At 55.2% G+C, this 20,460-nt stretch carries 19 protein-coding genes and 2 pseudogenes; 9 read left to right on the forward strand and 12 right to left on the reverse strand.

Going from position 1 to position 20,460, the window contains the following annotated elements; translation table 11 throughout:
- Positions 1-63: 63 nt before the first annotated feature.
- Genes ACOYW2_RS13385 through ACOYW2_RS13395 form a run of 3 tightly spaced genes read left to right on the forward strand, consistent with a single transcriptional unit; the run spans position 64 to position 1,228 of the window.
- Positions 64-384: a monooxygenase gene (locus ACOYW2_RS13385; RefSeq protein ID WP_482770733.1), complete on the forward strand. Its 321-nt coding sequence runs from the start codon at positions 64-66 to the stop codon at positions 382-384.
- Positions 381-755: a hypothetical protein gene (locus tag ACOYW2_RS13390; RefSeq protein WP_482415919.1), complete on the forward strand. Its 375-nt coding sequence runs from the start codon at positions 381-383 to the stop codon at positions 753-755. Before ACOYW2_RS13385 ends, ACOYW2_RS13390 begins: the two co-directional genes overlap by 4 nt.
- Positions 734-1,228 (forward strand): hypothetical protein, encoded by a 495-nt coding sequence (locus ACOYW2_RS13395; protein WP_482770734.1) that lies wholly within the window; start codon positions 734-736, stop codon positions 1,226-1,228. Before ACOYW2_RS13390 ends, ACOYW2_RS13395 begins: the two co-directional genes overlap by 22 nt.
- 393 nt (positions 1,229-1,621) lie before the next feature.
- On the opposite strand, the gene ACOYW2_RS13400 is transcribed toward ACOYW2_RS13395, so the two are convergent.
- A complete protein-coding gene (locus ACOYW2_RS13400; RefSeq protein WP_482770735.1) occupies positions 1,622-1,915 on the reverse strand; it encodes a hypothetical protein in 294 nt (97 codons plus the stop codon).
- Positions 1,916-2,782: 867 nt separating this feature from the next.
- Here ACOYW2_RS13400 and ACOYW2_RS13405 point away from each other — a divergent pair.
- Both ACOYW2_RS13405 and ACOYW2_RS13410 read left to right on the forward strand, forming a co-directional pair.
- On the forward strand, positions 2,783-3,100 hold the full coding sequence (locus ACOYW2_RS13405) for a hypothetical protein (RefSeq protein WP_482770736.1): 318 nt from the start codon (positions 2,783-2,785) through the stop codon (positions 3,098-3,100).
- A 568-nt stretch (positions 3,101-3,668) separates the two neighbouring features.
- Positions 3,669-3,932: a DUF4282 domain-containing protein gene (locus ACOYW2_RS13410; protein ID WP_482415916.1), complete on the forward strand. Its 264-nt coding sequence runs from the start codon at positions 3,669-3,671 to the stop codon at positions 3,930-3,932.
- A gap of 387 nt (positions 3,933-4,319) precedes the next feature.
- Here the strand turns inward: ACOYW2_RS13410 and ACOYW2_RS13415 are convergent, their stop codons facing one another.
- From ACOYW2_RS13415 to ACOYW2_RS13425, 3 genes and pseudogenes are all read right to left on the reverse strand, one after another.
- The gene (locus ACOYW2_RS13415) at positions 4,320-4,811 is read right to left on the reverse strand and encodes a putative Na+/H+ antiporter (RefSeq protein WP_482770737.1); all 492 of its coding nucleotides are present in this window, start codon (positions 4,809-4,811) and stop codon (positions 4,320-4,322) included.
- Positions 4,726-5,076, reverse strand: a complete 351-nt coding sequence (locus ACOYW2_RS13420) for a putative Na+/H+ antiporter (RefSeq protein ID WP_482770738.1) — start codon at positions 5,074-5,076, stop codon at positions 4,726-4,728. Before ACOYW2_RS13420 ends, ACOYW2_RS13415 begins: the two co-directional genes overlap by 86 nt.
- Positions 5,009-6,112: pseudogene (locus ACOYW2_RS13425) on the reverse strand (putative Na+/H+ antiporter). Before ACOYW2_RS13425 ends, ACOYW2_RS13420 begins: the two are co-directional and overlap by 68 nt.
- 1,113 nt (positions 6,113-7,225) lie before the next feature.
- On the opposite strand from ACOYW2_RS13425, the gene ACOYW2_RS13430 reads away from it, so the two are divergent.
- On the forward strand, positions 7,226-7,672 hold the full coding sequence (locus ACOYW2_RS13430) for a methanogen output domain 1-containing protein (protein ID WP_482770739.1): 447 nt from the start codon (positions 7,226-7,228) through the stop codon (positions 7,670-7,672).
- A 145-nt stretch (positions 7,673-7,817) separates the two neighbouring features.
- On the opposite strand, the gene meaB is transcribed toward ACOYW2_RS13430, so the two are convergent.
- From meaB to ACOYW2_RS13460, 6 genes and pseudogenes are all read right to left on the reverse strand, one after another.
- Positions 7,818-8,804: a methylmalonyl Co-A mutase-associated GTPase MeaB gene (meaB, locus tag ACOYW2_RS13435; RefSeq protein ID WP_482770740.1), complete on the reverse strand. Its 987-nt coding sequence runs from the start codon at positions 8,802-8,804 to the stop codon at positions 7,818-7,820.
- 286 nt (positions 8,805-9,090) lie between these two features.
- Positions 9,091-9,738, reverse strand: coding sequence for a methylmalonyl-CoA mutase family protein (locus ACOYW2_RS13440; RefSeq protein WP_482770741.1), 648 nt, complete (start codon positions 9,736-9,738; stop codon positions 9,091-9,093).
- Positions 9,672-11,187 (reverse strand): annotated as a pseudogene (locus ACOYW2_RS13445) (methylmalonyl-CoA mutase family protein). The gene ACOYW2_RS13440 and the pseudogene ACOYW2_RS13445 overlap by 67 nt, the downstream one beginning before the upstream one ends.
- Positions 11,188-11,347: 160 nt before the next feature.
- Positions 11,348-11,749, reverse strand: coding sequence for a methylmalonyl-CoA epimerase (mce, locus tag ACOYW2_RS13450; RefSeq protein WP_482770742.1), 402 nt, complete (start codon positions 11,747-11,749; stop codon positions 11,348-11,350).
- A gap of 752 nt (positions 11,750-12,501) precedes the next feature.
- The gene (locus tag ACOYW2_RS13455) at positions 12,502-13,323 is read right to left on the reverse strand and encodes an OmpA/MotB family protein (protein WP_482770743.1); all 822 of its coding nucleotides are present in this window, start codon (positions 13,321-13,323) and stop codon (positions 12,502-12,504) included.
- A gap of 213 nt (positions 13,324-13,536) precedes the next feature.
- Positions 13,537-14,085 carry a bacterioferritin gene (locus tag ACOYW2_RS13460; RefSeq protein ID WP_482415910.1) on the reverse strand — a complete coding sequence of 183 codons (549 nt, stop codon included), beginning with the start codon at positions 14,083-14,085 and terminating at the stop codon, positions 13,537-13,539.
- 358 nt (positions 14,086-14,443) lie between these two features.
- On the opposite strand from ACOYW2_RS13460, the gene ACOYW2_RS13465 reads away from it, so the two are divergent.
- The 3 genes from ACOYW2_RS13465 (at position 14,444) to ACOYW2_RS13475 (ending at position 18,223) form a co-directional block, all read left to right on the forward strand.
- Positions 14,444-15,754, forward strand: coding sequence for a M20/M25/M40 family metallo-hydrolase (locus tag ACOYW2_RS13465; protein WP_482770744.1), 1,311 nt, complete (start codon positions 14,444-14,446; stop codon positions 15,752-15,754).
- A 140-nt stretch (positions 15,755-15,894) separates the two neighbouring features.
- Entirely contained in the window at positions 15,895-16,479 is a 585-nt protein-coding gene (locus ACOYW2_RS13470) for a hypothetical protein (RefSeq protein WP_482770745.1), read from the forward strand.
- Between the two features lie 10 nt (positions 16,480-16,489).
- Positions 16,490-18,223, forward strand: a complete 1,734-nt coding sequence (locus ACOYW2_RS13475; RefSeq protein ID WP_482770746.1) for an Ig-like domain-containing protein — start codon at positions 16,490-16,492, stop codon at positions 18,221-18,223.
- An 81-nt stretch (positions 18,224-18,304) separates the two neighbouring features.
- On the opposite strand, the gene ACOYW2_RS13480 is transcribed toward ACOYW2_RS13475, so the two are convergent.
- Together ACOYW2_RS13480 and ACOYW2_RS13485 are read right to left on the reverse strand one after the other, a co-directional pair.
- Complete coding sequence (locus ACOYW2_RS13480) at positions 18,305-19,780, reverse strand: acetyl-CoA hydrolase/transferase C-terminal domain-containing protein (protein WP_482423350.1); 1,476 nt, start codon at positions 19,778-19,780, stop codon at positions 18,305-18,307.
- Positions 19,777-20,421, reverse strand: a complete 645-nt coding sequence (locus ACOYW2_RS13485; protein ID WP_482770747.1) for a hypothetical protein — start codon at positions 20,419-20,421, stop codon at positions 19,777-19,779. Before ACOYW2_RS13485 ends, ACOYW2_RS13480 begins: the two co-directional genes overlap by 4 nt.
- Positions 20,422-20,460 lie beyond the last annotated feature (39 nt).

Genomic DNA, 20,460 nt, shown 5'->3' on the forward strand with positions numbered 1-20,460 from the left:
CCGCTTCGCTCTGCAACTTTTGGCAACCGGTTAGCTCAAATGTTATGCCTTAAAGGAGGTCAAATGAGCACTTTAAAGCTATGGGATATTCACTTGAAATACGATGGACAAATAACGGATGAGTTTATGGATGGTAACCGCAAGTTGGCCGAGAGCATTGCTGAAGAGCCTGGCGTCATCTGGAAAATATGGACCCACGAAGCCGGCACGAACCACTTTGGCTCTACTTACCTATTTAAAAATTTAGAGTACCTTGAAAAATATCGGGAAATGCACATCAAACGGCTTAACGCTATTGGCATCACTGACATCACGGAGCATGTCTTTGACATATTAGAAGACCTTTCACGAATAAATCACGCCCCGTTGGAGACAAAAGAATGAGCATGAAGTCTCTACTCGTTATTCACGCCGTAATATACGCTATGTTTGCCATCGTATTGTTCTTTATTCCAGATACCCTCTGGCCATTGTATGGTGTGAGCGTGAACGATCAATATGCCCGTTTTCTGTCTCAACACAACAGTATCTTCCTTGGTGGAATTGCCATTATAGCGCTATTGTTTAGTCGTACTGAGTCAGATGGTGTCTCTACAAGAATACTTGTTACTGGGTTGCTCTGGACAAATTTGCTCGGCGTTGGAGTTACTTTATATGCTTGTTTAATCGAGGTCTTTATCGGTTTTGGCTGGTCCGATCCAGCGTTCTTTGCGTTGATGGCGGGGTTATGTGTGTGGAGCTTGCGGAAAAAGTAGTAACAGGCATACACTCAGGCACCAAAAAATGCTGCTCGTTCTTCGCTCTTCTTTTTGCTGCCGGTGATGTGAATGTTTACGACATAAAAAAAACTAATATTATGAGAATATTAAGCACTTTTGATCACTTTTGTACAAGTATCCAATCCAAATCAAAGTTGCTCTTCGATTATGAGCTCATAAGTGGTTGGTTCAATATTGTGGGCTGGACAGCATTGTCTGCAACGATAATTGCTTTATCTCAAAGTTCAAAATCGGTCGTTCTATTTTGCGTTGGGGTGTTTTCAGCTATTCTCGTTTTTTTATATGGGTGGAATTTATTTTTTTCTACTTTAGAGAAATTTATCGACTCAGGCGTAAAATTAACCTTTTTTAAAAAATCAATCATTGTCGCAATCAGTGGATTAATCCCCCTATTTTTGGAGTTTTATATCTACAAAACAATAAAACACATTGTACAGCAATATGTATAGTCGGGTAGCCGGGTAATGAATCTTCAGCCACTCATCCCTAATGGTGACAAGCCCCTGGCTTACAAACCACTTGTTGTTCGTTTCGCGTTGCGTGGCAAACGTTTTCGATAAATGCCACGGCCTTTTCCGACCCATTCCCACGGAGGTTAATTCGTCCAACAGGCAACCAAGTCTTATGAGATTTCGAACCCGGGTACGGCATCTGGCCACTGCTTCCAGTAACACATTCTGATGCGCCTCCCTAAAAGTTCACAACACCCTATATTCGAACAATTCCGCACACACCAAACCTCGTAGGATGGGCAAAGCGGAGCGAGCCTATCAGGCGCGTCACTCCCCCTCACACCAGCATATAGCGCCTCCCGCTCCGCAATGCCCTGAGCCCTGTGGGCTTTATCCCCTCCTCTTCGCCGCCATCCTCTCCTGCTCTGCCCTGTAAAACGACACAATCCGATCCACGGCCTGGTATTGACGATCCAGAAGGTCTTCGGTGATGGTGCGAAGGCCCCATTTCTTAAAATCGATCTGAAGGCCGTTTCCACCCGGGGCTTCGGCATCTTCCAGTTCTGAAAAGAACGCTCCCACGGATGTAAGCAAACGGTGTACGTCTTTGATGGCATCGCAGAGTTCAGATATTTCCGACCCTGAAAACATGCGGCGGCCGGGTTGGCTATCCGATGAGATCATGAGGAACTCCCGTTTATTTTTGTGTGTGGAATATCGGTGCACTCAGTGTGCCATGGCGATAAACAGGCAATAGGGAGACACAGGAAACGCGCCGGGTGTAATTAGCCCATAGCCAATCCCCTATCACCCATTACCTAATCTGTAGGGACCTATAACCTAGTACCCACTGTTCATTGGCCATTTGTAACGACGGTTGCGTTGGTGAAAGGGGCGCAAGGTTGCGCGGATAGAGGAAAATACGACTTGAAATGGGGATGTGTGTGGTGTAAAAAATCGTGTAGCCATGACGACCTCCTATCAAGGTTGTTTTGGTCAGGCCTGGCAGGATGTTGGCGCATCCTGTCGGGTCGCATCATGAATTCCAAAAACTTCGCAATAACTAGTTATTACGCTCCACCCTAATGCCATCCCCATGGCGTGTCAATGAGTTTTTTTAGCACTAAATCATGGGGTTATTCATCAATCTTTACTGAATAATTTCCGATAAAGCCTTATTAGCGAACCCCGACAGATCAGCCTTCCCGCAGAACTCCCCAGTATCAGCAGCCAACTGATTGCAAAAGTTCATGGATGTATTTGACGTGAGCCCATCGAAACCAGTCCCGTTATGACCATCCTGACTCTCTCAATATGCCAAAAAGAGCCATGTGTTGGACACGTTCCTATCGAGGGAAGACGGTTTTTTTGAATTGAAAATTGGAGGCTTTGGTCGTATGACTTAAAAGTTAAGTACCCAGGGCAAAGGAGATAACGAGTAAGTGGTTCTGTCATTGCAGGCGGCCCATCGATATTCCATTTATGACCCTCAGGAGCCGAACCCTTCAAAAAAATGTCCCAAAATTACATGCACATATAGAGGGAAGAACAATGAAAAGATACAGAATTTCTTTAAATGGAACGAATTTCCTTTTCAACTTTGAAGAATCGACACCGGAAAAATACGGTTTCTACACGACAAGATGGGTCAAAGCAACTAACGCAAATGAGGCTGAAACACGTGCCATTGGCCTTATTAAACAATGCCCTGATCTAACACAAAGAACGTTGAACCAAAGGGATGACCCTCCAATGATTTACGTAGAGGAAATTGTCCCTGTTGGAATGTTTGAGTATTTGAGGCGAAGTCCTGGACGTGGATACACCTTCTACCCCGAAGACCCCGACGACAATGAAATGGCCTCATAGCAAAGAACACCACGCGAAAAGTCAAACTCAACCCTTTGAAATGTTGAACTTATGGTTCCCAAGCAATAAAGAGGAGCCTTAAAGCAGCCATATCAGGACCAAAAAGCCGGTGCGGTCCGCGCACCTTACCGTTTCCCGTTGTCCCATCGGAAAAATACGGCAAAGATGCCAATATCTATTGAAACGTCTGTGGTTTTACCTTCCCCTCAGCTTGAAGATTTACTGCAGAGCCCCCTCTCCGGCGTCATCGGCCCATTGAGTCAAACCGCTACATCTGCAGCTCTGATACTCTGAACATGAGAGAATGAGACTCGTGAACCATCCAGACTAAAACTCGTTATTCTCCTTCACTTTATCCATTTCAGACAAAAAAAAGACGCAAATCTTGCCTCTTGTTAGTACCTTCCTGTCAGCATTTGCAGGTTGAGCAGGAATTGCGAACAGTTCCTGTTATACTCTCAAACCATTCCCTGAGATAATGCCCATATTAATGGAAAAAAGAGCACTGCCGAAAGACTTATCAGTACAACATTTGGAGTTATACCAAATGGAATACGGAGGTCATCACATGAGAAATATATTCTTTTTCGATTCAATGCTAACCCCTAAGATTATCACCTTTGTTTATTGGCTAATATTATTCTTTGCTGCTATTGCAGGAATTGCCGTAATAAGTGCTGCCTATGATCAAGGAACCTTCGGAATGATGCTGATAGGAATTTGTATAATTATCTTTGGAGCACTGAGTGCACGAATTTGGTGTGAACTGATGATTGTACTTTTCAAAATCCATGAAAACCTTAAAAAGCTTTGCGATAGACAGATATTATAGCGACATATCCGGACCCCCCGGCCCCACAGCACCTGCATCAGAATAAAGCGGCTACGTCCTTGCGTCCCGTCCCGGGCGGCTTATACCAAAATAACCGCACCGTAGCCTGGAAATGAATTCTCACCCACTCGTTTCCAATGGAAGCCAGCCCTTGCCTTGGATTCCACTTGTTGTTCATTGTGCCTTGCGCGGCACCTGATTTCGATAAATGCCGCTGCCACATCGCCTCTCCTGGGCACCGAGAAGGTTGCACTTCACAGAAGAACAAAAAAAGCGCTTCATCCGCGAAGATGAAAAGCGCTTTTTTTAATTCCATATCTTTATGTACGAGCCCTTCGAAAAGGGCCCGTCTTTCATGCGAACGGCTTTTTAACGCTTGCGCCGCTTCTACAGAAGCAGGAAGGCGACCACCGCAACCGTGGGGAAGAAGGCCGCCATGGCGAGTTTGCCGGGGTTAGCGCCATTTTCAATGCTCAAAATGGCCTGACCCGCGGGGTTCGGGGCGTTGGCGATAACGGTCATACCACCACCGGCAACAGCACCTGCCACCACCGCGTACTTAAGCGGGTCGGTGAAGTTGGGTACCAGCGTACTCAGGAAGGTAATGGCCGCGTTGTCGTTAAACGCCGTCAGGACGGTGGCGCAAAGCATCAGGGTGAGTTCACCCAGGTTGCCGAGAACAGGTGCGATCCACCATCCCTGGACGCCACCGTGGATAACCAGGCCGCCGAGGAAGAAACCAACAAGAAGCGCGGGCTTCAGGTCGATGCGGTTCTGGAAGGGCGAGGTGACCTCAAAGCCCAGAAGAGCGTGCGCAGATAAACAGGGCCGGGTAATGGGCGTTGAGAATGGTCCAGACCATAAAGAGGACGTGGACAACAACCACCCAACGGGGGACGGGATCATCACGCTTGTCCCACTCGGGGTCGTAGAAGTTCGCACGCTCGTTGTGGGGCATGAGGCCGGGAATGGTCTTTCGCATCTCGCGGCGCTTGATCTCTTCAAAGCGCTCGTTAAAGGCTTCCCTCACCAGTTCGGGATCGGTGCCCCTGCGCTCAATGCGCTCTGCAAGCTCTTCACGGACGGGTCCGGGTCCTTTCCTTGATCCGGCTGCACGCCTCGTTGAAGGAATCGGTGAACCCAAGCTTGTTGCTGATGATGTGTTCCAGGTCGCTGAACTCCTGCTCAAGGTTTTCACGGGTAAAGTATCTTTTACCGATCTCCTCCTTGAGGCTCGTAAGCTCAAATTTTTCCTGCAGCTTGTTGAACTCTTTTTTGAAAAGCAGGAAGTAGACCACGTTGGAAACCAGAATACCGGTCAGGGCTTTCCATCCGAAATGGGTCAGCATGTGCATCATGCCCCAATCCCAGGGACTGGCGACCATGAGGACCGGAGGCGCCGCAAAATGAGTCAGGGTGCCGCCCACGGAGATGTTCACGAACAGCAGGCCGATGGTGGCATACTTGAACTTCTCGCTGGGGTTCAGATCGTAGATTTACAACAGAACGCCGAGATGGTCATCAGCGGCAGGCTCGGTAATGAAAGAGCCAAGAAGGGGACCGAAGGTGAGGATGGTGAACCACCAGGCGATGAGGGTTCCACCGGCAAGGTTGGCGATCTTCCACATGACTCCTTCGGCCAGCTTCAGGATAGGTCTCGTGGAGGCCAGGGTCATGATGACCACGACGAACATGGGCTCCGTGAAGTTGACCTTGTGACCGAGGTAGTTCAGGAGGGTGTGCCAATCGTAGAACCCGAGAATGGCCACAGCCAGGGCAATGGCCCAGATGCCGAAAATAGCCTCCACTTCACCCAGGAAGTGAAACAGCTCGGCACCATGGCTCACGGAATATTTATCCGCGACGCCGCGCTCAATCTTTTGCGTCGTGTCGTGTTTCCACTTGTGGGCTATGGCGAGAAACTTGTTGGCAACAAAGGTGTGAATGATGGCAAAGAGGAAGATGAGAGTCGCCACCAGGTTAAAGGGTTCCTGGGCCACTCGGTCCTTTAGAATCTCTAAGATTCCAGAGGCATGAGCGTCCCCGTAAGAGTCAAGGGCCCTTGGAAAAACCTCGCCGCTTGATGCGCCATGCCCTCCCCCACTGGCGTAAACCAGCGAGGCCATGGCCACAATTCCAAGCGAAAACAAAACGATACTTAAAAGCTTTCTTTTCTCCATAACATTTACTCCACGACAGACTGCGAAAATATTTCAAAAGAGGAAACAAACCTTAAACACGCCAAAGGACCGATCTCATTGGACCATGACAATCCTCGGCTTCAAAAAGAACATGGAGCGCCTTTATTATTTGCAAAAGACAGTCCATGCGTCTTGAAAATCTATTTCCTGAACCTGTAACACGTCGAGTCATACTGCTCCGGGAACGAGCACAGTGCAGAGTTACCATCACTGTCAGCAACACCTGAAATAGCAGGTGCTGAGGCTCGTGACTTATTGGAACTCTCAAGAATCTTCCAAAAAAGCAAGCCCCTTCCTGAACCTTTTTTCCCGGGCCTTGAAGGGCAAATACGACAAAACCTCCTGATTTCGGGAAGCTCCAAAAAACGCGCCCAAATAAAAACAACGTTTCATGTCCGGATTTTAATGTTCTTTTCCGCCAGCAACAGCACCAAGCGCCGCCAAATCCACGAAAGGGGAAAGAAAAGTCCCGGCCGTTTGCCCAAAAAAATTGGACAGTTCCATCAAAATAATTTATCTCATTCCTACGTATAGAAACACGACAAATATTCCCTTGCAGCCCACATTTCATGCACCATATTCGATTAGCCAGGAGCCGAAAACGCCAAGGCAGGTGCTCCGTCAAAAAGTCCTGGCACGTATTCTCCCTTCCGGCCCGACTGTCATTACAGCTATTAATAAGGATGGAGCAACACCCCGTTGCGGCGTAGTCGGTATCTGCTCTGTTTATTCTGACGTAATGACGGCTTCAGCATCTTACTACCGCCCATAAAGCACAACAGCGACAGTGCCATAGGGAATGCCCGCCCAAACCGTTCGGCAAACGACCTCAAAGCCCTTGCCGGTGGATGCCATGGCCCCATCCTTGCACTGCAAAAGCTCGTATGTTAAGCCGTTCGATGATCACCTGGATTCTTCTTGTCCAGAGGCTATCCCATCATTAAGCATAGGGATCGCCGCACAAAGTCACTCCATACCGGGCGTACGCACCAAAACGCTATCAGGCATCACGTAAGATTCCGCTCGTTTCTCGCCATACGGCGTTGTGATGCCGGTTGTTTTTTCGTCAGTATTATGAAGGATAATTTTAAAATGATTGAAAAGAATAGACGTTGGGTTGGAAGCTTGCAGACGGCCATAAATCAACTCAGCGAACAAGACCGTTTAATGGTTATGCGTGAGGCGGGTGTGGGATGTTCCTCTGACATTCTGGCTTTGTGTGAAAGCGTGTTGAATCATCCTGTGGGTTCTCTTGAGGACCTCGTTACTGGCTGGAACACTGTCAGGGAATCGAAAGATCTCTGGGGAAAGTGGGTCATACATGGTGATTGCATCACGGGGACATTCCATGAATGCGGCTGCCCATTGGTTCGGTCGGGATTTGTTCAGCTTACTCCTGTTCAGTGTTTGTGCTCCAGGGGCATGATTGAAAGGGTTTTCTCACACGCTACACATAAAAAAGCTGACGTCCTCATCAAACAATCCATTGGAAACGGTGATGATGTTTGTGAGTTCACGGTAATGATCCGGGACGATTGAATTGAAGAGTCACATCGTCATGATGAAGGGGACACACTTATACAATAACAGTTGCCAACGCAGTCCAGGGAGGGGTTGATGCCACAAAAACGGTGTCCCCCCCCTTACCAAAATCTGTCTCCCACCGAATAACCCCACAGCTGCCTTACCTTTTTTCCCCGGCAAATAGATCCAAAAGTTTCCGGGCTGCATGGCCGGGAAAAATGTCCCCTTTTTCGACTCCTGCTACGGTCTCGTCCATGAGGGATGCCACCTTTGGGGCATGCCTGAACCGATCCAGAAGACCCTCTTCCACCAGCTCCCAGAACCAGTCCACCTGCTGCGCTTTTCTTCGGTCAAAAAGTGCCCCGGTGGCCTTGTCTGCCTCATACAATCGAAAAAGACTGTCCAACAGAGGCGCCAACCCGTCCCCGTTCAGGGCGCTGGTGGTGAGAACGGGGACTTCTCGATCAAAACGGAACAGGGCCAGGGCGTTTTCATACGCTTTGCGGGCCCTTTCCGCGGGTTCCCGGTTCTCGCCGTCGGCTTTGGTGATGGCCACCACATCGGCCAGCTCCATGATGCCCCGCTTGATTCCCTGGAGCTCGTCACCGGCCCCTGCCAGCATGAGAAGGAGAAAAAAGTCCACCATGCCTTTGACAGCTGTTTCGGACTGCCCCACCCCCACCGTCTCCACGAGAATGACGTCAAATCCGGCCGCCTCACAGGCCACCATGGCCTCCCGGGTCCGTGCGGCCACACCGCCCAGGGTCCCACCCGAAGGAGAGGGGCGCACAAAGGCGTCTGTCCGTCGCGACAGCTCCTCCATGCGGGTCTTGTCCCCCATGATGCTCCCCCGGCTCACGCGGCTGGAAGGATCCACGGCCAGCACGGCCACCCGGTGCCCCCGCTCAACAAGACGAAGTCCGAGCCCCTCGATAAGGGTGGATTTGCCCACACCCGGCACGCCGGTGATCCCCAGGCGCAGGGCATTGCCCCCATGGGGAGCCAGCCCTTGCAGAACCTGGGCAGCCAACCGGAGATGGTCAGGATTTCGGCTTTCAAACAGAGTGATGGTGCGGGCAAGGACACGGCGGTTTCCGGCAAGGACGCCCTGGATGAGATAATCTGGAGGGTGGGAGAAAGAAGACATGGGATAATGAATAGTAAGGGGTTAATGGGGCTAAGGGCTAAGGGCTAAGGGCTAAGGGCTAAGGGCTAAGGGCTAAGGGCTAAGGGCTAAGGGCTAAGGGCTAAGGGCTAAGGGCTAGGGCTGGGGGAGGCCAGGGGAGGCAGGCCCAGGCTAGGGCTGGGGCTGAGGCCCAGGCTAAGGCTAGGGCTGGGCTGGGGCGGCAGGCTAAGGGCTAAGGGCTAAGGGTCACAGTTGATATATGGTGTGTCAAGGACATTCATAACGCCCTTGGCATCATTCAGTTTTTTTACATTGGTAGCTCTTCCATCAGCACATTGAGAATCCGGTTGGCGGATTCGGTGACGCGGGTACCGGGGCCGAAGACGTCTTTGACGCCCATTGTGGATAAAAGATCGTAATCCGACGGCGGGATGATGCCGCCCACGAAAACGACGATATCGTCGGCGTCATGATCGGCAAGGTGACGGATCAGCTCCGGGATAAGGATGTTGTGCCCGGCAGCCAGGGAGGAGACGCCGATGGCGTGGACATCATTTTCCACGGCCATTTTCGCTGCCTCCTCCGGGGTCTGGAACATGGGGGAGAGGTCCACGTCAAAGCCGAAATCGGCATACGCAGTGGCGATGACTTTGATACCCCGATCGTGGCCGTCCTGGCCCATCTTGGTGAGAAGGATCCGCGGGCGGCGCCCGTTACGCTCGGCAAAGGTATCTGTGCGGTTCCGCAGGGTCGCCATGGTCCCGTTGTCGCCCATCTCACCGGCGTAGACACCGGAGATGCACCGGGTGGTGGCGGTAAAGCGTCCAAAAACCTTCTCCATGGCTTCGGAGACCTCCCCCACGGTGGCCCTGGCGCGCATGGCAGGGATCACCACCTCCAAAAGATTGCCATCCCCTTCAGCGCAGCGGGTGATGGCCGCAAGGCATCGGTCCACCTCGGCTGCATCCCGGCTTCGTCGGCGAGGTCTTCCCGGATGGCAGCGGGCACGTCCAGAACCTCCATCTCCTCTTCCTCCTCCACCTGGTACCGGTTGACTCCAACGATGACATCCAGCCCCTGGTCGATGCGCGCCTGACGCCGGGCAGCGGCCTCCTCAATGCGCATCTTGGGCATGCCTGATTCAATGGCACGGGCCATACCGCCCAGGGCCTCCACCTCGGCCAGGACACCACGCACCTTGTCAACAATCTCACGGGTCAGGGACTCCACGTAGTACGAGCCTCCCAGGGGATCCACCACGCCACACACCCCGCTCTCCTCCTGCACCACGATCTGCGTATTCCTCGCCACCCGTGCGGAGAGCTCCGTGGGAAGCCCCACGGCTTCGTCAAAGGCGTTGGTGTGAAGGGACTGAGTACCACCCAGCACGGCGGACATGCACTCCAGGGTGGTACGGATGATATTGGTGTAGGGGTCCTGACGCGTAAGGCTCCACCCGGAGGTCTGGCAATGGGTACGCAGCATGGAAGACCGGGGGTCCTTGGGATTGAACCGGGCCATGATCTCCGCCCACAGAAACCGGGCTGCCCGGAGCATGGCGATCTCCATGAAAAAGTTCATGCCGATGCCGAAGAAAAAGGAGAGGCGCGGGGCAAAGGCATCCACATCCAGGCCCGCGTCAAGGGCGGCCTTGACGTACTCCAGGCCGTCGGCAAGGGTAAAGGCGCACTGAAGCACCGAGTCGGCCCCGGCCTCCATCATGTGATACCCGCTGATGCTCACCGTGTTGTACCGGGGCATCTCCCTGGAGCAAAACCCGATGATGTCCGAAACGATGCGCATGGATGGGGTCGGGGGATAGATGTAGGTGTTGCGGGTGAGGTACTCTTTTAAGATGTCGTTCTGGATGGTGCCGGTGAGTTTGTCGTGGGGCACGCCCTGCTCTTCCGCGGCCACGATGTACCGCGCCGTTCATGGTCATGGAAACACTCATGGCGTCCAGGGGAATCCCGTCGAAAAGGACCTTCATGTCCTCCACGGAATCCACGGCCACGCCTGCCTTGCCCACGTCCCCGGACACCCTGGGATGATCCGAGTCGTAGCCCCGGTGGGTGGCAAGGTCAAAGGCAACGGAAAGCCCCTTCTGCCCTGCCGCCAGATTGCGCCGGTAAAAAGCGTTGGACTCTTTGGCTGTGGAAAAGCCCGCGTACTGGCGAATGGTCCAGGGGCGCCCGGCGTACATGGTGGCCTTGGGCCCCCGTACATAGGGAGACAGCCCCGGCATGGCACCGGCCCACTCCAGGCCCTTCAGGTCGTCTTCCGTGTAAAGGGGCTTGATGGAGATCCCCTCGGGCGTGGCCCGGGTCAGCTCTTCAAGTGCCCTGCCCCGAAGTTCCTTTTCTGCAAGCTTCCGCCACATCTCAAGCCCTTTGCCACTGCCCATGACGAGTCTCCTTATGGATGATAAACCACCGAAGAAAACCACAATCGGATCAACCTCCGCGCTACACAAACAAAGTAACCCCTATTCCCTATTCCCTATTCCCTATTCCCTGTCCCCTTTTTCCTATCCCCTGTTTTTCCTATGACCTTATTTTCCTGTTTTATCTTTCACACAACTCCACCAGCACCCCTTGGGTCTCTTTCGGATGGATAAAGGCAATGCGCGCCCCCCCGGCACCCATACGGGGCGTCTCGTCAATGAGACGAATCCCCTTTGCCTTAAGCTCAGCCAGGGCCTCGTCGATGTCTGCAACCCGAAAGGCAATGTGGTGCACCCCTTCGCCTTTTTTTGCAAGGTATCGTCCTACAGGGCTGTCCGGCTCCATGGCCTCCAGGAGCTCCACTTCGCTCTCCCCAACCGGAAAAAAAGCGGTGGTCACCTTCTGCTCGGATACGGTCTCCGTGCCGTCGAAAGACAGCCCAAGAACCTCTTCCCAGAAGCGTCGCCCGGCGTCGATACCGTGCACCGCCACACCGATGTGATCAACGTGAAGCACCTTCATGGAGGCCTCCTCTCTGCATGATAAAGACACATTAGCCCGAATATTTCACAAGAAAACGACTATATAAATTCAATGAAAGGTCATTGCCGGTGGTTATCAGAGCATTGAGGTAAACCACTACATCTGAAGCTCTGATGCCTTGAGTATCGGTGCACTCGCCTCGTGAAATATCCGGGTTAGGAAAGGCTACGTATGAATTGTCTCCGGTTGAATCGCGCTCTCGGGCAAACGCACAGGACGCAGGAGGAATATCGCAAGAAGAAACGAAGTTTAAGGGCCTGAACGATCGCTCAGTCTGGTAAGAAATACCACGCGGCTTTTTTGGTTGTCAAGGGGATTTGAGAGAGAACCTCGATAGGAAATGCAACGACGGGACCAGCAAAAAAACGCAACCATTCCGTTGTGCCTTCTGTGGTTTAAGTGGGTGGATAAAGCAGGCCTCCGGCGGCGAGGTGAGACACCTCGAAAGCTGATTGCCTTTGCCTCGGGCTTCGCCCTTCACAAACACTCATGGTTTGTACGGACTGGCTCACAAGCGTCGACCTAACGGGATACGTTGTCGCCACTTGTCCATTGTGGATCTGGTCACACGCCTCCGACCGGTCACGTCGTTGTAAAAAGGCTCTGCAAAAACGTTGCTCCAACAGGATCGCCCAAGGCAAAGGTATGGTGAACAGGTACAAAAAAAGCCGCACAAAAATGTGCGGCAACGTGTTTCAAGCCATTTGACGGAAATCGGCACAACCAGAGAATTACCCCGGAATCACCTCTTCCGGGTCCGAGATCCTGAAGGAGACCTCCACCCGATCCATGCCTGCCTCTTCTTCGCGGGTGCGGATGGAAAGGGCATCCGAGGCCATGCCTGCGTCCAGGAACTCCCGGGCCACATTGGCGGCCCGCTCGGCGCTCAGGGCAAACCGGGCGTTGGCCCCTTCGGCATCTGTGAACCCCGTCACCACCACCACGGGCCGATAGGGTTTCAGCACTGTGGCTACGCGCTGAAGGGTGTCCCTGTACTCGCCGGAAACCCGGCTCCCGTTGGCGGAAAAAAACACGGGCAGATCCAGGTGGACCACCAGTTCGGAGGTGGTCTTGTCCAGAGAGAGCCAAGAGGCCACATCGCTTTTTTTGATTTGGGAGGCAAGGTCGGCGTGGAGGGCGCGCCGCTTTTTCTTCACGGAGAAATCGGGGTCGGAAATCAGCCCTTCTTCTTCCAGAACCACGGCCATGGTGCCCTTGAGCCAGACCGGTATCTCACCGCCCCCGGCTTCGGCCATCACCTTGACCATATCGGAAAACTCACGCTTGTGGTTGAGGAGGACCTCCTCCAGGTGGGCAATCTCCCGGTGGACCCTGCGGGTGTCCCGGCCTTCCACGGCAAGCACCACAAGGCGCTCCTTGGCGTCGAGGAGACGTGAAGAGACCTCTTCAACGGCCTTGGCCACCACAGCGATGGCCTCGGCATCGGGTTTCAGCCCGTCGGGACCGTAGCCGTTGACGCCGTCGGCCCCGGCCGCCGTACACGCGAACCCCAACACGACCAGCGCACACACGGCGCCTCGTATCTTTGACATCACCATTCGTCCCATAACCTTCCCTGGTCATTCAACGGTGTACCCGGTGCTTTCGCACCGCAATCCGGCCCGGCGCATCCGTGCGTCCGGGGTCTTCCATGGCCCTGAAAAAGGCCTCGGCACCGGGCTGCCTTTTCTGCGGCAGCCGGGTACCTGTCTCATATATCGCCGGATCTCGGCAAACCTGAAGCCGGGGAATAAAAAAACATCGAATCAGGCAGGGGGTGGTGTGGATTTGCGGGCCACAAAGCCCTGGGTATTGAGCCCGGTGGCGGACGAGGTCCCCGCCTTCTGGGCCAGGTAGGCGGCCCCCAGGGTCTTGATATGACCGGCCACGCTGTCGAAGTAATTGTAGTGGGCCTGCTCCTCGTCGATGATATCATCGAAAATCTTGGCGCTCAGGCTGTCTCCACAGGCCAGGCACAACGCAAGGAATTCATTGTAATCGGCCAGGGTGCCATCTTCCAGTTCCGTATCAAACCCAAAGATGACGGACACCTCCTGCCCCCGTTCCACGGCATCGGCAGGTTCGGTGATGGGTTCCCCCCCCAGCTCCTTGACGCGCTCGGCGAACATCTCGGCGTGGCGCATCTCGTCAATGGCGATGAGCTTCATCTGGGCTGCCAGCTCCCCGAAATCCATGTCGTCCAGGGCATAGTGCTGATTCATGTATTGGCCGATGGCGTGAAGTTCCATGGCCCTGGCCTTGTTCAACACCTCAATCACCTTTGCCTTCTTCTCTTCCCGTGAAGTCTGTGTCATGGGTCTGCACCTTTTTATTAGGGGTTGTGGAAAAAAGCACACGCGCAAGGGCATGGGGCAAGGCATGGTCAAGGAAACATCATCAACCGTGATGCTCTCGCGCTTTCGTACGGTCTGCGGGTAAATCAACAACAAAGGTCGGGTCGGTGAGGCATGAACCCGTGGGCCCGGTGAGGGCCGGAGATGAAGGGACAAGAAGCGCCCCTTTCTCCTGGTTCGTGTCTACAAGAATAAAAACCTTGCCTTCCCAAGTCAACCCCCGCTGTGATATTGGAAGGATCCCGAGACCACAACACCTTCCCGCAAAAAGGGTCATGAATCCCACGCATTGCGGGTTACACCGGAAGGAGTGCCCATCATGGAAGCCTTTGTCTCAACCCATGCGAGCCGTTATCTCGCCCATCTTCGCAACCTGGCGGCCCTTCCGTCGGTCTTTACCCGGCCCCGGGACGTGGAAAAAGCCATGGGGTACTGCAAAAAAGTCCTTGTGTCGGCCCTCCCGGATTACACCGTCATAGAAGACGAGGGACAAAATCTCATTGCCCTGCCCGGCAGCATCGACCTCAAAAAAAAACTTGTGTACCTAAGCGCCCATGTGGACACCGTGGACGCAGATCACACCGAATGGGACGCCCCCTTCTCGCCCTTTGTGCCCTATGAAGACGACCACGAGATCGTGGGCCGCGGGGTCTCGGACTGTAAGGCCGGGGTGGCCTTCCAGCTCTTCCTGGCAGAACTGGCAGGAAAGGGGCTCCTCCACCTTGAGAATCTCATCCTCACCATCACCTTTAAAGAAGAAGGCGCAGGGCACAAAAGCGCCGTCCACATGGGCAGGGCCCTGGGAAAAAGCCTTCCCGTCAGCCAAGACGAGACCCTGCTCCTGGTCCTTGAAAACACGGTGACCGCAGGCGCCTCACCCAGCCTGGGCCTCTACACGGCAGAACGGAGCAACTTTGTCATCGACGTCACCGGGCCCCTTGCCGAGCTGAGGCGCATCCTTTCCGGCCTTGCCGCCTGGAACCCTGTCTGCATCTATCCCGAAGCATCCCTGGACGCCTGGGCCGAGGTCCTCACACAAAAAGGGGGCCACGTCTGCTCCGTACCCCGGGACCAGAACATGCTCACCGAAATCATCCTCAACGCCAAGGACTCGGACCTGCTCTGCGCCGGAGCCCCGGACAGCTTCGGGGTCATCCCCACGGAGATCAAGCGAGGGCACGCCCCGGTACCCACGGCCCACACCCTGGTCCTGAGCAACCGCACCTTTGACAGTCTGGACACCGTCCGAAGGCAACTCACAGGAATCCATTACCGGGAGCTCAAAGACTTTTCCATCTCCCCGGGCATGGACATGCGGAACCGGTGGCCGGGATCCACATTCCAGCGAGCCGTGGAGGCCATGGGGCCCCAGCCCCTTGAGATCACCCTGGACCACAACACCGGGATCTCGGATGCCTCCACCATCGTCAACACCATGGCCCCGTCCCTCAGGGACCGCTTTTTCCCCGTGGTCGCAGGCCCGGGAACCCGGTCCCAGCGCCGGGTGTCGCCCCAGCGCCTTACCCATGGGAAAAATGAAACATTCGACAAACAAACCGGCATCCGGGCCACGGCAACCCTCTTCAACCTCCTCAGGGAGCTGGGTGTGGTCGATAAGAGCCGGACTTGAGCCCCCCTGCTCCCTGACAAGGCACACCTAAATTGAGATAAACGCGACTGAACCGTTCTCCTGTGTGAGCGGATGTGGTACATTTATAAAATGTCATTCACACCGTTTATGGTAACGTAAGATACACTGTCGAGGCTTGTATGGCTCCTGTGCGTTATGCAGCGTTTTTGTCCATCCTGTTGTTTTTCTTTTCCGTCCCCTCCCCTTCCGCAACAACAGTCATTCCCGTCAGCCTGACCCAACTGACGCAAAAGGTCGACACCATCGTTGCAGGTGTCGTTCGGGATACCCATGCGTACTGGGACGAGGGCCGCATCTACACGGATGTGACCCTTGAGACCATGGAGTTTCTCAAACACCCCACGGCCCAGCGCCCCGAGACTATTGTGGTGCGTACCATGGGCGGCCAGATAGGCGACATGCGCATGGAGGTCCACGGCGTGCCGGACCTCCATGTCGATGAAGAGGTGGTCCTCTTTCTCCGGCAACACGAAGAGGATTACACCATCTACGGGCTCTACTACGGCCTCTGCCGCATTGAAACCGACCCGGACGACGCCTCCCAGAGAGTCACCGGCCCCGTATTCCGGGCCAGGACCACGCAAAGCGCGGAGACCAAGGCCCTCAGCCTCAACCCCCTGCCCCCCAACGGCGAGGCCCTGGACCTGTTTTTCCAACGTGTCCGGGACCTTCTTCCGCCCGCCGATGAAACGCGACAACCATAGGCTTTTTTACATGAAATCAACCCTGTCGAAACTTTTTTTATCCGGCCTGTTGCTTCTCCTTTTGCCCGGCCCCCTCTTTGCCTGGTGCTGGATTCGGGACACGGGCAGCACCAATCAGGGGTGCGGGGCACTGCTCTACGTCGAAAGATGCTGCGACGGCAACCTGCGCAGATGGTCCGGCGGCACCATGGGCTATGCCATCTCCAACACCACACCGGCAGGCCTCATTCCCTCTCTGCAAGCCGGCGTCAACACGTGGAATGCCATTGAGATGAGCACCTTCGCCTTTGTATACCAGGGCTCCTCAACCCTCACGACCGTATCCAGGGACGGCACCAACCTCATCAGCATCGACCCCCAGTTTGCCACCCGCAACGGCCGGGTCGGTGAAGGGATCCTTGCCATCAGCACCACCTGGACCCTGGGAGTGGGCGGTTCCTACAGGGCCGTTGAATCGGACATCGCCTTCAATGGGGAGGAGTACACCTGGGGAGACGGCAGCGGCGGCACCATCGACACCGCTGCAGTGGTGGCCCATGAAAGCGGTCACAGCGCTGGGCTCAGCCACGCCGGGGCCCAGTGCCAGAGCGCTGGTTCCGAAGGATGCGGTGCCAACTTTGAAGAGGCGACCATGTACTGGAACTACTCGGCAGGGGCCATTGGCTTCCGGGACAAAGGCAGCCTGGAGCTTGACGATATTGCCGCCCTGGTTCACGGGTATCCCAGGAGCACCCTGACCGTGAGGGTGGAAAACAGCATCGGTCAGCCCATTGTGGGTGTCACCGTGGACCTTCTGGATGCGGCCGCTCCCGTGGACGGACAAGACAGCCTCCAGGGGGGGCGGGTGTACGGAGACGTCACCAACAACGCGGTCCTTGCCGGGGATAAAGTCCGAAGCGACAGTTATTTGAACCAGACACCCTTTGACACCACCAATGCCTCAGGGCTCACCAACGCCATCCACCCCACCCGCCGCTCCATTCAACTGCGAGCATCCATTGCTGCCTTCAGCCACACCGTCTCCCACACCGTGGCGGACGGAACATCGACCTTCACCCTCACCATGCCCGAAGCCATCGGTGACCTGGTGGCCCCGCTGCTTACCGTCACCAGCCATTCAACAGGTGACTTTGTCAGGACCGACACCATCACCCTCACCGGCACCGCTTCGGACGCCGGACGGGGCGACTCCGGCGTCCAGCAGGTGACGGTTAACGGGGTGCCTGCCGTCGGCGGTTCCGCCCTGGGCAGCGCAACCGCGTCCTGGTCGTCTGACCTCACCCTCTCCCCGGGCACCAACACCGTCACGGTGAAGGCAACGGACAACGCCGACGCCGGCAACACAGCCACCCAGGTTATAGACATCATCTTCGATGTGGTGCCGCCCACGGTCTCCCAGACCTATCCCTCGTCCGGCACGTCGGGGATCGGCGTCAACAGCACAGTCTCCGTCCTCTTTGACGAGCCCATGGACCCGGCCAGCATCACCACTGCCACCTTCACCAGCGCCCAGGGCCTTTCTGGGACCGTCACCTATGACGCGGCCAGTCGCACCGCCTCCTTTACCCCGGCGTCCCCCCTTGCCTACCAGACCTCCTACACCTTCACCCTCACCACGGACGTGCGGGATGCCGCCGGCAATGCCCTGGATTCACCCGTCACCTGGAGTTTCACCACCCAGTCAGCACCCTCGTCATCCGGAGGGGGCGGTGGCGGCGGATGCTTTATCCGGTCCCTGGACTAAAAGGAGGGGCACCCCCAAATATAAACGGCCCATGCGCGTCCACATCGGCCGTTTTGCATTTCGTGTTTGCTAAGGGGTTGATCAGATCTGACCGGACTCCTTCAGGGCAAAGGTGACCAGCTTCTGGGTCATCTTCTCTTTGAAGTCCCCGGGACGGTCAAGCTGCATCCGCTTGAGGTACGGCTTGGCTTCGTCGGGAACAGAAGAGATCATCTGCTTGGCAAGCCCCATGATGGTCTTGATCTTCTGCTTGTCCATCTTGGCCTTGAACTCCCTCAGGGAACGGCCGAGGACCAGCTCCTCCTTGGTGAACTCGCACCCGAAGGGGAAGGTGTCGAAGTACTTCTTGCCCATGGCCCGGAAGGGTTGCAGTTTCTTGGCGATGACCTCGGGGTAGTTGTTGCGATACTCGGCCGGGATCTCGTAGTCGGGGGGCAGCTTCTTGGCCTTTTTCGCTTTTTCAAGCAGCTCGCCCTGGAACCGGGAGTCCGCCACGTTGATGAGGGCCGCCACCACCTCGTGGTCCACCTTGCCGCGCAGGTCGGCGATGCCGTACTCGGTCACCACGATGTCCTTGAGGTGCCTGGGCACGGTGGTGTACCCGTAGTTGAAGACCACGTTGGACTTCGGACCGTTTGCCGTCTCCTTCACCGCACGGATCATCATGATCAGCCGGGCGTCGTCAATGGCGTGGGCCATGGAGACAAAGTTGTACTGCCCGCCCACCCCGCTGATGACGGTGCCGTTTTCAAGGGCATCGGAGGCGATGTTGCCCACAACGGAGACAATCATCCCGGCGTTGACGAAACGTGCGTCCTTTCTCTGGAGGGTCCGGAGCTTTTCGTCACCGTAGAGCTGGTTGAGAACGGCCACCCCGGTCATCTCAAAGAGCTTGCGCTCGTCATCGCTCATGTTCCGCAAGGTGTCGTAGAACTGATTGGGCCCGATGAAAAAGCCCCCATGGGCGATGACGCCGTTGAGAAGGCTCTCTCCGATGCAGTTGTCCAGGATGGCGTCCAGGTTGGCCCCGTCCCGGAAGTCCGTGGAGTAACGGGCTTCGCCGTTGACAATGGCGTAATCGTCCCAGGTCAGGCCCGGCTTGAACACCCCGAAGTGCTGGAGGCTCTCAAAGTCGGCCTGTTTCATGATGGGCTGAAAGGCATCTTGGGAGAGCAGGGCCTTTACAGAGTCCCGGGTCAGGGTCTCAGAGAGGGCCCCTTCGTTGATAAGGCGCTGGATCTCCAGATTCCCGTAAACCCGCCGCTTGATAACCCCGCCCTTGTACAGCTCGATAAAGGCGTCCACCAGCATTTCCGTGGTGCCGTACAGGCCCTCTTCAAAAGGCTCCCGGCCCCCGATGTGATCCACGAGGGTGCCGTACCTGGCGTTGATGCCCAAGTCTTCCAGCACCTTCTTGTAATCCGCGTTGGCCGTGTTTCGCATGATCAGGGCCGAGGCAATGGCGTCGCCCAGGGACCCGATGCCGATCTGCAGGGACCCGCCGTCCTTGACCAGAGAGCTGACGTGGAGGCCGATCATGTGGTCGGCCGTATTCACCGGCGCCTTGGGCACGGAGAAAAGCGGGGTTTCGTACTCGGGGTTGTCCAGGATGATGGTCGCCGGGTCACTCCTCCCACCACGGCGTCGCCGTACATGAAGGGCAGCGAGTTGTTGACGTGCCCCACGTGAAGGAACTTCTTCCCGGCGGCCTTGGCTTCCGGGATAAACTTTTTGATATCAAGGGAAAGGTCTGCGTTGCAGCTGTCGCTGTAGCACACCTTGCCGTCGATCTCTTTTTTGGCCACGGCATGGCAGTAGAGAACGTTGCAGTCCTCGTTCATGATATCGCGACCCACGTGGGTATAGTTGGAGCTGTAGTGATTCTGCTGAGCCATGGGATCGTTCTTGACGGATCCGGCCTTGTAGTAGAACTCCTTCATCTTCACGTTGGGGGGCAGAGCCCCTTTTCGGAGGTCCAGCATGTAATCAAAATCGGGGATATCTTTCCAGACACGATCCCGGAGGGGCTGCAGCATGCGCCTCTCCAGATCATTCGACCAGGTGGGCTTCTCAAGGGAAAGGGCCGTGATGATCGTCAACTCGATGGTCGGATCGCTTTTGGCCCTGCGGTAGATTTCGTTGGCAATCTGATAGGATTTGCCTAAGGCAATGGGCATGCCGAAGGCTATCTCGATCAAAAAACGAGTCTCCGCAACGACATGGTCGACAACCTCGGT

This window comes from Desulfoluna sp. CLI2B, assembly GCF_056847375.1.